Origin of the sequence: Hymenobacter citatus (assembly GCF_014333615.1) — a bacterium.
Classification (GTDB): Bacteria; Bacteroidota; Bacteroidia; order Cytophagales; family Hymenobacteraceae; genus Hymenobacter; species Hymenobacter citatus.
Genome location: NZ_JACSCY010000002.1, coordinates 190,622 through 203,249, shown reverse-complemented (window position 1 = coordinate 203,249; position 12,628 = coordinate 190,622). Strand labels below are relative to the sequence as shown.

The following is a 12,628-nucleotide window of genomic DNA, read 5'->3' as shown; positions in this document are numbered from 1 at the left end:
GAGTTGATTTAGCTGTTAGCTAGTGGCTATGAGCGAATAGCTTTTCAGAACGAAGGCTAACAGCTAGTCCATCCAACCTCCACGCACCGGGCGCGTACCTCTGCGGGAATCCTACCCTCCCCCGTATGACGGAGACCCTCTCCCACCGCGAAAAACTCCTGACGCTGGCCGGCGTGCTGCTGGCCATGTTTCTGGGCGCGCTCGACCAAACCATCGTTTCCACCGCCCTACCCCGCATTGTGGCCGACCTCAACGGCCTCGACCGCTTCACATGGGTGGCCACGGCCTACCTGGTGGCCAGCACTGCCCTGGTACCCATCTACGGCAAGCTGGCCGATATGTACCCGCGGCGCACACTGGAAATTACGGTGGTCATTATTTTCTTGATCGGCTCGGCACTGTGCGGGCTGGCGGGCGAGTTTGGCCCCCTACCCCTGCTGGGCGACGGCATGAACCAGCTGGTCATTTTTCGGGGCATCCAGGGGCTGGGCGGCGCGGGGCTGTTTGCGCTGGCCTTCATCATCATTGCTGATCTGTTTCCGCCTGCCGAGCGGGGCAAATACCAAGGCTTTACAGGAGCGGTGTTCGGCACGTCGTCGGTGCTGGGGCCGTTTTTGGGCGGGTTGCTGACCGACCACGGCACCGGCTGGATTCCGGGTGTGGCGGGCTGGCGGCTGGTATTCTACGTGAACCTGCCGCTGGGTGCGCTGGCCCTGTGGTTTATCCTCACCTACATGCCCAAGCTGGCCCCGCAGGAAACCGGCCGCCGCCTCGACTACCTGGCGGCTCTGCTGCTGCTAGTGGGGCTGGTGCCGCTGGTGGTAGCCCTGCAGCTCAACAAGGCCACCTACCCCTGGACCTCCCCGCTCACGCTGGGGCTACTAGTGGGAGCGGCCGTATCGCTGGTGCTGTTCGTGCTCCGTTCCCTCCGCTCCGACAATCCCATCTTGGCCTTTAGCCTATTTGAGAACCCGGTGTTCCGGGCGGCCAACGTGGCTATTTTTCTGTTGGGCGGGGCGTTTCTGGGGCTCGTCATTTTTGTACCGCTCTTTATGGTGAATGTGATGGGCGTATCGGCCACCAAGGCCGGTATTAGCCTGATTCCGCAGTCGTTGGGGGTTGTAACGGGCTCGGTGGTGGCCGGGCAGATGGTGTCGCGCTTTGGGCACTACAAGCGCTGGATGCTGGGCGGCGGCGTGGTATTGCTCACAGGCCTGAGCCTGCTGGCTACCATGCCCGAAGGCGTTTCTTACACGCGCGTGCTAGTGTATCTGGCCATTTGCGGCCTGGGGTTGGGGCCTACCATGCCGCTGTATACGCTGGCCATTCAGAATGCCGTAGAGCAGCCGCTGATGGGTCAGGCTACTTCCGCCAGCCAGTTTTTCCGGCAGATTGGCGGGGCCATTACCACGGCGCTGCTGGGTACGGTGCTCACGCTCACGCTGGCTCAGTCCCTACCCGCCGCCGCTCAAGCTACGGCCGGTGCCGCTTCGCGCACCGCCGCCACTACCTCCGATAGTCCTACCCTCTCGCCCGAGCTAGCGGCGGCGCCCAGCGCGGCCGGCCCCACGCCCGCCGTGCGCCACGCGTTTTCTAAGGCCATTCACCGAGTGTATCTGGTGGTGATTGTGCTGGCGTCGCTGGGCTGGGCGGCCACGTGGTTTGTGCCCGAACGCCCATTGCGCAAAACCAACGAGGTAGGCGAGCCTGCTATAGCCGAGCAGAACTTTGGGTAGGGATGGCTGTTAATTCATACAGTTCGTCATTTCGACCAGCGGGAGAAACCTCGCTTGGCAGTAATTTCAGTGTCTCACATCAGCACGCGAGATTTCTCCCGCTGGTCGAAATGACGTGTTATACTTGGCAAACTACTCATGAAAACTCCTTCTTCTATCCGCCTGAGTGTGCTCGACCAGTCGCCAGTTAGGCAGGGCGGCACGGCGCGGCAGGCCCTGCTGGAAACCGTGCAGCTGGCCCAGCACGCCGAGGCCCTGGGCTACACCCGCTTCTGGGTGTCGGAGCACCACAACTCCGAGTCGCTGGCCGGCACTACGCCGGAGGTGTTAATGGCCCATTTAGCGGGGCAGACCCAGCACATCCGCATTGGCTCGGGTGGGGTGATGCTGCCGCATTACTCGGCCCTGAAGGTAGCCGAAAACTTCCGCCTGCTCGAAGGCCTGTTTCCCAACCGCATCGACCTGGGCATTGGCCGGGCACCCGGCGCCGACCGCCTCACGGCGCAGGTACTCAACCCCAGCAATCAGTTCAGCGAGCAGGACTTCATCGAGCAGCTCATGGACCTGGACCGCTACCTCACCGACCGCGCCGACCCAGAAACTATCCAAACCAAAATTAAAGCCGCCCCGCTGATTGACACTGTACCCGAGCTGTGGCTGTTGAGCAGCAGTGGGCAAAGCGGGCTGTTTGCGGCCTACCTAGGCATGGCCTTCACCTTCGCGCACTTTATCAACCCCCACGGCGGCCCCGAGGCGGTGCAGCAGTACCGCGAGAAATTCCGGCCATCCACGCGCCTACCTCGGCCCGAAGCTAGCATGGCCATTTTTGTGCTGTGTGCTGATACGGAGGAAAAGGCGCAGGAACTGGAAGACACCCTGGCCCTGCAAATGACTTTGCTCGAAACCGGCATGCGCGGCCCCATTCCACCCTACGCCACCGTGCGCGACTATCCGCTGGCCTCTGCCCAGCGTGCCCGTCTGGAGTACAACCGCCAGCGCATGGTGAGCGGCACGCCCCTGCAAGTGAAAATGCAGCTGGAAAAGCTGGCGGCTGAATACGGTGTAGAGGAAATCATTGCCGTCACCATCACCTACGATTTCCAGGACCGGCTCCGGTCCTACGAGCTGCTGGCCGAGGCATTCGCGTTGCAGCCATCTACGGCAGTTCAACCAACATTGGTCTAGCTTTTTCGTCCCTTCGGTTGTAAGAAAAGGCCCGATACAGTCGTATCGGGCCTTTTCTTTGGTTGGTTTTCTCCTTGCGTCTACAAAGGTTTTTTCACTTCAAATGTGTAGCTGGTGCTGCCAGCAAGGCCGTTGGTGGAAAGACCTTGCACCACCACACGGTAGGTACCGGGCTGGTCCGAAGTATAGAATTCCACTTCCTGCTTACCATCAGAACCAGTTACTACCTCCGGATTCCAGTATAGTAGGTTTCGAAAATCGGGTAGGCGACTCTGCTTAGTTTGGTTCGTATCATAGCGAGGAGAGTAGAACTCCCGTTGATATTGTAGACCGTCGTAGGTCTGCAACAGGGCATGAGCATCAAGGGCTACGCCTTGCAAATCGCCCTGATACGTGGAGTAACTTACAATACCATTGTAGGCAGTATTGCCTTGAAAGTAACGAGCAGTAACCACATCTATTTGTTTTATTTTCAATGGATCAATAGCTATTACTGCATTCAGGTCAAACATTGGCACACCATCCACTATCACCAACGGATTCTCTTTGAACAAGGTGTTATCTACGTGATTATATAACATATAACGGAACTTGCCTTTACGATTGCGTACCTGTACGCCCCGTATGTACTCTCGCATCACTTCCTCCATCGTTTTGAAGCGTACGTACTTGTCTAACTGATACGAATGGTCCGGTTTCCCGTAAAATGCAGTGCTATCAATTTCTGGCCAACGATAATGTATTTGAGAAACTAAGGGCAAAGCTGCTGTTACCTGTTGTGCTACATAGTCTCGACGCAAATCGATCATTCTTGGCGTTAAACTCACCCTTTTGGCCGAGTAGTTTGTACTATACTGCAGCGAGAATGGATCCTTTAGCACAACATAATAAGTGCTGTCTACACTATTATTGGGTTGCACTACTACCTCTCGAGGTCCATAAAAGTCTTCCATCTCGAATAATACCGAGCCGTCTATCTTACTAACGCTATTGTAGAGTCGTTTTACTTTATCAGGACTGGCCAGATAAACTGTGATATTCGAGCTAGGTTCGTCGGTGCCACGCTTCAGTACGGTTCCCTGTAGCAGATGCCCAGTTTGTTCGGGCAAGTATACTACTGTTGGCTTTGAGCTGGTTGGTACATCTTGCCACGTAAAACGGCTCCAGCCCTGAGTTAGCATGAGGTTGTCGGCAGCTGCAGTAGCAGCAGTGGTACCTGTAAAATAATACTCCGGCTGTTCTATCCAGCCTCTAAGATCGGAAGTCAACCACAGATAATTGTCAATAGACGCCGTGGGATTACCGCTCGTTAAAGAATCAACCCGATATGCGGCTATCGAGACATTTGCGGGTTCTGACTGGCCTGCTGGTGCTGTTGTATGAATATCTACTATTACTCGTTGCCGGCTACCATAAACGCGGGTGGTAGTTGCCGCTTTAAGCCGAAGCGTGTGTTGCGGCGCCTTAAAGTACAACCTCTCACAAACCGGTTGTGCAGCGGCATTGAACACGGTAAAATGCGAGATACCTTCGGGCAGCTTCTGCTTGTCTACCCAAAATTCAGCTTGCCCATTCACTAGTTGTCCGCTAGTCAGCGTAGGTGGGTGCTGCCGTGTATGTTGCAGCAGTAGAACTGGCTCAACCAATTCTGTATTCCCCGTTTGCACTACCATGCGGAGTTGGGTAGGCGATTCATCTATCAACCGCAGAGCAATTCCCTGGGCTTGGGCAGCTGGCAATTCTTTTCTAATGCGTATGCTACCTATCTGTACTACAGCCGTATACAGGTCTTGTGTACTGGCTGGAGTCAATTCAAAAAAGCCCATTCCTAGGTGTTGCGACTCAAACGTTGCAACTCTCTTCCCTTGCTGATTTAGAATTTCTCCTTTGCCTGTCACACCGCGTCCCCATTGGTCGGTTAGCTTGAAAGCTACTTTACTGGTTATACCCTGTACCAAGCTACCGCCTTCGGGAAAAAACTGCACATCGTATGCACTAGCAGCCGAGGCAGTTGCAACATGAGACACTGCTTCTGCTGGATTTATCACATCGATGGCTGTATGGAAGTAGTAATCGGCACTGAAGTTCTTCATCCAGCTGGTATAGGCTCTGACTCTATAACGCCCCGAAATAGTAGGATAAGGCAAAGTAAACGAACCATTCCCATGCCCCTTATTCACTGCAATTTTACCCCGTATTACTGGCTGATCGGCATCATTCAGGACCTCCACATACGCTACCCGACTCAAATTCAATGGCTGGTGATTCGTACCATCAACTATATATAGCTTAAACCATATAACATCGCCACTGAGGTATGTATTTCGATCAGTGTGCAAGTATATTTTCTCAGTCAGCGCACGTTTATTATAATTTAATAGCTGCTCGCCGGGTGTTTGCGCGATACTATGCTGAGCATGCAAAACTAGCATTACCAAAATCGCTAGAACACTGCTACTATAGTTGCAGAAATACTTTTCAATGTATCCTATCATAGTTTCTCAATAGGGCAAATATCAACGCCAAAAAGAGGGTTTAACATTTGCACCTGTTTTTCGACAATCAACACATATATCTGAAGAGTATGTATAAGCTAATATCTGAAAATAGTTTCTCTCATTCCGAATGTAACCAATAGGGCGCACATTAGGCAATGCAAACAAATATTTATCTCTGGGCAACAACGTATCAGGGCCAATGCATCGATCTGCTAAGCCAGCAGCGGGTTCCCAATCAGCCGGGATTTCGCTACGATCAATAAATAGCCTTTTTTCCTCCTGAGAATATACTCCAACGAATCCAATTACCGCTTCTTCTGTACTCTCCACAGCATGCACATTCCCTGACAGTTGCACTGGCAATGGTCCGTATATACTCCCAATATCTTCGGTATTCTTTTTTAATAAAGCCCAATAATCATATTCTTCTTTAGTCTGCGCATACTGCTTCGCTAGCACACTATATTTAAAACGAAGCTTAACAGAGTTAGATGGTACTGTTGTTAGGGTATGCCTAACTATTTTATTCTCAACAAGCGAATTTGTGTTAACTAGATTTATAGACGATGAATAACTACTTGCCCAGCAATTATAGATGTTATCCTTACGAGGCACGACTGTATCTGCTTCTACGTTATATTCAACTAGAGATCTGAAAGCTGACGTAAATTCCCATGTTTCTTCAAAAGCCCACCGATAGTAACGCGTATTGGTAGGCTCGTCGTGAGAATCGACATAAATAGCTGCACCATCCCTCGTAGGACGCCAATAAATATGATCAATAACAGGTGTAGTAATAGCTGCTACATAATCCGATACATATTCCTTTTGTGTTGCTGTACGCAGGCATATGCGGTATTTCCTTCCTATCTCTAGTGTAAGATTTGGTGAAGTATAAGTACCTGGAAGCGTTTCAACTAAAGGTACTTTCCGGCCAAGTTCCTCTTCTATTTGCACAGTAGCAGATTTTTCCGGTAGTGCTGTTGTTGCAGTATCCTGTAAGTTCGCTGTGCGCGAAAGCTTAATAGTTGTGACACCCCTACTGTTAATGAAACCATCGACTACGAGTAGAGTCGTTTGCCTAGCAGCTACTTCCGGATCAAATGTTTCTACACAGCTTGCTAGTAGTAGCATTATTCCCCCAAGTAATAGTCTTATACAGATCATATAGTTAGAACTTAAAATTATATGTAACCGTAGGGATAGGTCGCCCAAAAATAGACAACTTGTATCCTTTTACTACGCCATCTACGGATTTGAAATAAATAGAATATGGATTTTTACGCCCTGTCAAATTATAAATACCTATATTCCATGAGCTATGTGAAAACTTAGTTATTTTATGATTTCCTTCAATATTTAACGCTATATCGAAACGATAATAATCGGGGACTCTATATGCATTGCGTTCCGAATAATATACACGCACTGTATTATTTACATAATATTTAGCTAAAGGCAATGTAATGGGTCTTCCAGTATTATAGACAAAATTAAGAGATGTACTAAATCGTTTATTGAATCGATAGTTACCAACTAAGCTTACATCATGCGGCTTATCAAAATTACTAGGATAGTATTTACCTTGGTTAATAATTTCATCTGACGACAGCCCTTTAGTTCTGATTAAAGATCGGGAATAGGTATAACTTAACCAGCCATTAATTTTTCCCGTTAGCTTACGAACTAAAAACTCTACTCCATACGCTCTACCCTGTGCATTGATAATATCTGTTTCGATATGTGAGTTAAGCAATAGCAAAGCGCCGCTTTTATAATCTACTACGTCATGTAATTTCTTATAATATATTTCTACTGATGTTTCAATAGTGTGTTGTTTAGCGTCTCGGTAATAACCAATGGCTGCTTGATCACCAACTTGAGGACGCACGTTAGCATCACTCAGTTTCCAGACATCGGTAGGCGACATGACTGTCGTATTTGACAGCATATGGATGTACTGACGCGTCCGATTATAACTTAGTTTTACAGAAGAATTGTCGTTGAATGCATAACGCGCGGCCACGCGATATTCTGGACCATGGTAAGTAGCCAGCACTTGCGAAGCACCGTACGCTACCGTGTCGATAATAGTCGATTCTGAGCGGGCCGCGCCGGATAAATAACGATATACGTTGCGTGGTCCTAGTGCATTGAAAAATGAGTAACGCAGCCCAACTGTCGCTAATAAACGCGGCCCTATAGTTATTTTATCTGATACATATAGAGCACTTTCCAGAGCTTTTTCATGAGCTAGTGTCGTACCTGCTATCAAAGATTCATTACCTAAGGGCTTTAGACTGCCAGGTTCTATGTTGTAGAGGGTAGAACCGGCTCCGAATTCAATTGTGTGCTTATCACTAAGTAAGTAGCTAGCATCTGCCTGGACTGAAGCCTGTAGCAAGCTATAAGATAGAGCTGAGGCTACGGCCGGGTTGTTCTGATTGGTAATGTCATAATAATATCGACTGTATGTCCCAGTGATATTCCCAGCTAAACGTTCATTCACAACGTGCTGCCATTTTAAACTTGCCGCCTGATTGGTATACCGATAGACAGTATCTGACGCCAGCCGAAAACGGTCACGGCTGATATAAGCGCTGCCTGTAAGCGTATTATGATTATTGAATATGTGCTTCAACTGGACATTGCCGTCATAGAAAGCGGCCGCACTCCGATTGAATTCTTTACTCGGCAATTGTTTCAGAAGCCAATCTGAATAAGTGGTGCGGCCACCTACCAAAAAAGTATTCTTCTTATTCACAATGGGTCCTTCCAAGGCCAATCGACTAGTGAGCAACCCTATACCACCTGTGCCATGGAGTTTCTCCGTGTTGCCATCGCGGGAGGTAATATCCAATACCGATGATAATCGACCTCCAAACTGCGCTGGAATGGCGGCTTTATATAATTCTACCTTATCAACTATGTCGGGATTGAACGCTGAGAAAAAACCAAATAAGTGGGAAGGATTGTAGATAGTCGCCGAGTTGAAAAGAATTAGGTTTTGGTCGGTGCCGCCGCCGCGCACATTCAAACCTGTACTGCCTTCTCCTACTGATTTCACTCCGGGCAACGTAAGCAAGACCCGCAATACGTCTGCCTCACCAAGAGCCGTGGGCACCTGACGAATGGTTTTGATATCCAACTGCTCAATACCCATCTGTGTACTAGTCACATTCTTGTTATGTTGCCCTTGAATTATTACCTCCTGTAAGGTTGTATTGTTGTTGTCTACTACAATGTCCAGGCGGCCATCGGCACGAAGCAAAATCTGACGTTTGGTGCTACGCAACCCAATACCTTTCACCCACAATTCGTAGCGCGTGCTTGGTAGCGTTAGCGAATAACGCCCCTCAGCATCCGTAGCTGTACTTAGGCCAGATGGCTCGACATACACAGCAGCGCCCACAATTGGCTCTCCAGACGTTGCAAGTCGCACGTATCCCGATATAGTACTTTTCTCGCTTAGCTGCCGATTTCCATTCCCAATTTCGTATAGACGACGCTCCAAGGCACTAAAATGATCTGGGTCAGATATCAGCCTTTCGGATTTTTTAACTGGGAGAATATGTGTCGTCACCGAAGTGGCACTCTGTTCTCCAGGCAATTGTGTATAGACAGGAGTGCCTTTTGTGATGAAGACGTTATGTTGCTCATCAATAGCAAAGTATAATTTAGAATCCTTTAATACTGCCTTCAGCACACTAGGCAGTGGTTGCCCTACTACCTGTATCGTAATGCGCAGTCCCTGTACTTGCGTGGTATCATAGTAAAAGTGATACGTCGATTGTGCTTCTACTTTCTGCACTAGTATCTCAAAAGGTTCATCGGCAAGGCTAAGCATAAGCCCTTTGGATGAAGCCGTTTGCGCTATTAATTGCCAAGGTAAAAGCCAGCATACCAATATAGTATACCAGCATAACAGATATTTATTCTTCATCTAAAGAGTAGTAATAATTTATATACTCCTGTTAAGGTAACGCTATTTCCATTTCGACCATTAGAGAAATTCTAATAGCAGCTCCCTCATAGTCGTAGTATTTTTGCTGGCATACTATTCTTCCTTTTCATGTCCCAGCCAACTCCTGTGCCTACCCCTCTTACTGGCTTTTCTGCCCTGCTAGCTCGCATTGCCAGCGAATGGTTTTTGCTTGGCCTGGGTGGCGTGGTGCTACTCGCTTATCTGTTTCCGGATGCTGGCAGCGCCGCCAGCCCCCTACCCTGGCACACCATTACCACGGTGGGCGTGAGCATTATCTTCTTTGCCTATGGCCTGCGCCTGAGCCCGGCCAAGCTGAAGGCCGGCATGCGCAACTGGCAGCTGCACATGCTCACGCAGCTGACTACGTTTGCGCTATTTCCGCTGCTGGCGCTGGCCGTACGGCCTTTTTTTACGGGTGAGGAAGGGCAACTGCTCTGGCAAAGCATTTTCTTTCTATGCGCGTTGCCCAGCACGGTTTCCACCTCGGTGGTGATGGTGAGCATTGCGCTGGGCAACATTCCGGCGGCTATTTTCAACGCTACTCTTTCGGGGCTGCTGGGCATTGTGCTTACGCCGCTGCTGGCTGGGCTGGTGCTGCACACCAGCGCTGCGGGTATTCCGTTGCAGGACCTTATCCTCGATCTGGTTGGACAGGTGATTGTGCCCGTAGCGGCAGGGGTGCTGCTCAACCGTTGGCTGGGTGCCTTTGCCGAGCGCAATGGCAAACTGCTGCGCACTTCCGATCAAGTAATTATTCTGCTGATCGTCTTTACAGCTTTCTGCGAGTCTTTTGCCGAAGGTGTATTTCGTAGCTATGCCATACAGGACGTGGTATTGCTAAGCGTGGGCATGATAGCACTGTATTTTGCCGTATTTGGGCTGGTGTGGGGGTTGGGACGCCTACTCGGCTTTCCGCATGAAGACCGGATTACGGCTGTTTTTTGCGGCTCCAAAAAATCGTTGGTGCACGGTAGCGTCTTTGCCAGTTTGCTGTTTCCGGGGGCGGCTACGGGGGCACTGCTGCTTCCGCTGATGCTCTACCACGCGCTGCAAATTATTGTGGCCAGCACTATGGCCCAGCGCATGAGCCAACAGCCTGCCGCGGCGCCGGTAAGCGCCTAGAATTTGTGGCCAGAAAGTTGACGGGCGATTTGTACTTTTGTTGTCCCACCGTTTTGACTTTCCCTTTTTTCTATGCCCAAACGTATAGTTATTCTTGCTTTTTTTGTATTTATAGCTGGTTCCGCCCTCGCCCAAACGCCCGCTAAAGACCTGCGCACCGCCGTACTGAAAAACAAGCCCACGGAGGTACAAACGCTACTCACAAGCGGCGCCGATGCCAATACCCCCGTGGAGATGGTGCCGGGCTTCCCTACCTCCTACCTTTTCATTGCCGCTGACAACAACCACCTAGACGTGGCCAAGAGCCTGCTGCAACACAAAGCCCAGGTAAACAAAGGCGACAAATTTCAGCTGACGCCTCTGATGGCCGCCGCTGCTAAGGGCTACCTCGAAATGGTACAGCTCCTGCTTACCAACGGCGCCGACGCCAAGGCCAAAGATGAGGAAGGCAAAACGGCCCTGGCCTATGCCAAAGAGGGCAACCACGCCGCCGTAGTTGCCCTCCTCGAACCCAAAACCAAGTAATTTCAGCCTGCTACGCCGGTCGGCCCACGGTGGCCGGCTGGCCAAGTACCTCGGGCGCGGCCGCCCGCCGGGTAGCGCGCCGGGTGCTTTTCTGCCGCTTGTTCAGCCAGATAATGACGCCCGTAATGGGTAGGCTGGTGGCTATCAGGCAGGCCAGAAAGTAGAGAATCTTAGAAAAAGTACCCGCTACCTCGCCCGTGTGCAGGGGCTTGATGAGGCTGGTTAGCTGCTCGTTGAAGGGCTTGGCGGCGAAGATATCGGCCTTGAGCACGGCGCCGCTGTACTGGTCCAGCGTGAGGCGGTCGGCGGCGGCCAGGGCGAAGAAGCCCGTTTTGGTTTTCTGCACGCTCACCGAGCCCTCGGGGCCCTTGGGTAGGGTCAGGCGCACGTCGCCGGGGTAGGCCAGCTGGCGGTTGGCCAGGGCCAGGTAGTCGTCGGCAGAGAGGGTGCGGCCCGCGGTGGCGGGCACGGCCGAGGGCAGCGGCTTTTCGCCCCGCCCGCCAAACACCTTGGCGCCCAGCAGGCTGCTCAGGCCGTCGCAGTACCACTCAAACGACCAGCACAGGCCCGTGAGCGACATCACCGTGAGCAGACCCAGCGCGTAGAATCCCAGCGTATTGTGCAGGTCGTGGTTGAGGCGCTTGCGGCTGGCGTTGGTCTTAATCACGAAACCGGGCCGCCACATTTTCCACTTGCTCCATTGCTTCAGCTTGGCCGGCACCCACAGCGCCAACCCGGTCAGCTGCAACACGATAAAGATGAGCGTGGCGCTACCCACCAGCAGCTGCCCTACCCCGCCTTCCATCAGCAGCCAGCGGTGCAGACCCATCACGCTCCGAAAGAACTCCGACAGGCCGGTGTCGGTGTTGCCTTGCACGGCGGCGGTGTAGGGATTTACGAGGAGCGTTTGTGAGTCCTGGTTGCCGCGCTTGCCGCCATGTCCTCCCTTACCGCCCCGGCCTTCCTTGCCACCGCCCTTTTTATGGCCTTCGCCACCGGGCTTGCCGCCCGCTTGCTGCTCGGCTTTTTCCTCGGCCTGCTGGCGCGCCAGGGCTTCGCGGGTGGTGAGTGAGAAAGTCCAGGCCCGCTCAGCATCAGCGGGAATGCTAAGGGCTACCACTTTGCTGGCGGGGTAGGCCTGCTCCAGCCGGCTTACCAGGGTAGCAGCTGGCAACGGCTGCCCGGTAGCAGGTGGCGCGATGTGGTAGGCCTGTGCCTCCACGGCCTGCACAATTTCGGTGCGGAAGGTATACAAGGTACCGCTCAGGCACACTACGAACAGGATCAGGCCACTGCCTACCCCCAGCCATAGGTGAATGTCTAGGATAAACCGGCGAAGCGTGTAATTTTTTTTCTCAGGTTTCACGGAAAGGAAAATGAAGGATAAAGAGGAAAGCTGAAAGGAGAAGCGCAGATCAGTCAAACAGACGATGAGTTACAGCACGGCGTATGCGCGTGTTTATCGCGCTGGTTTGTCTAGGCGCAGGTGCTTATCTCCGACAAGCCAAACTTACTATCTTATTTAGAATTTATAAAAATAATAGTTGACTTATTTGGTTTAATTCTAATTTAACAGT

At 51.5% G+C, this 12,628-nt stretch carries 8 protein-coding genes; 4 read left to right on the top strand and 4 right to left on the bottom strand.

Translation table 11 applies throughout. From position 1 onward, the window contains the following. Positions 1-125: 125 nt before the first annotated feature. Positions 126-1,736, top strand: coding sequence for an MDR family MFS transporter (locus H8B15_RS03160; protein ID WP_187318210.1), 1,611 nt, complete (start codon positions 126-128; stop codon positions 1,734-1,736). Between the two features lie 138 nt (positions 1,737-1,874). Then, positions 1,875-2,921 carry an LLM class flavin-dependent oxidoreductase gene (locus tag H8B15_RS03155; RefSeq protein WP_187318209.1) on the top strand — a complete coding sequence of 349 codons (1,047 nt, stop codon included), beginning with the start codon at positions 1,875-1,877 and terminating at the stop codon, positions 2,919-2,921. 80 nt (positions 2,922-3,001) lie between these two features. Here H8B15_RS03155 and H8B15_RS03150 read toward each other — a convergent pair whose 3' ends face one another. From H8B15_RS03150 to H8B15_RS03140, 3 genes are read right to left on the bottom strand one after another with little or no spacing between them, the layout of a single operon-like run. After that, positions 3,002-5,416, bottom strand: coding sequence for a hypothetical protein (locus H8B15_RS03150; RefSeq protein WP_187318208.1), 2,415 nt, complete (start codon positions 5,414-5,416; stop codon positions 3,002-3,004). 21 nt (positions 5,417-5,437) lie between these two features. Continuing rightward, positions 5,438-6,553: a DUF4249 domain-containing protein gene (locus tag H8B15_RS03145; RefSeq protein WP_187318207.1), complete on the bottom strand. Its 1,116-nt coding sequence runs from the start codon at positions 6,551-6,553 to the stop codon at positions 5,438-5,440. Between the two features lie 37 nt (positions 6,554-6,590). Beyond that, entirely contained in the window at positions 6,591-9,266 is a 2,676-nt protein-coding gene (locus H8B15_RS03140) for a TonB-dependent receptor (protein WP_246455297.1), read from the bottom strand. Positions 9,267-9,491: 225 nt separating this feature from the next. Here H8B15_RS03140 and H8B15_RS03135 point away from each other — a divergent pair, with 225 nt between their 5' ends. Then, the gene (locus H8B15_RS03135; protein ID WP_187318205.1) at positions 9,492-10,526 is read left to right on the top strand and encodes a bile acid:sodium symporter family protein; all 1,035 of its coding nucleotides are present in this window, start codon (positions 9,492-9,494) and stop codon (positions 10,524-10,526) included. Between the two features lie 72 nt (positions 10,527-10,598). Continuing rightward, on the top strand, positions 10,599-11,051 hold the full coding sequence (locus H8B15_RS03130; protein WP_187318204.1) for an ankyrin repeat domain-containing protein: 453 nt from the start codon (positions 10,599-10,601) through the stop codon (positions 11,049-11,051). Between the two features lie 10 nt (positions 11,052-11,061). On the opposite strand, the gene H8B15_RS03125 is transcribed toward H8B15_RS03130, so the two are convergent. Further along, positions 11,062-12,417, bottom strand: a complete 1,356-nt coding sequence (locus tag H8B15_RS03125) for a PepSY domain-containing protein (RefSeq protein ID WP_187318203.1) — start codon at positions 12,415-12,417, stop codon at positions 11,062-11,064. Between the last annotated feature and the right edge of the window lie 211 nt (positions 12,418-12,628).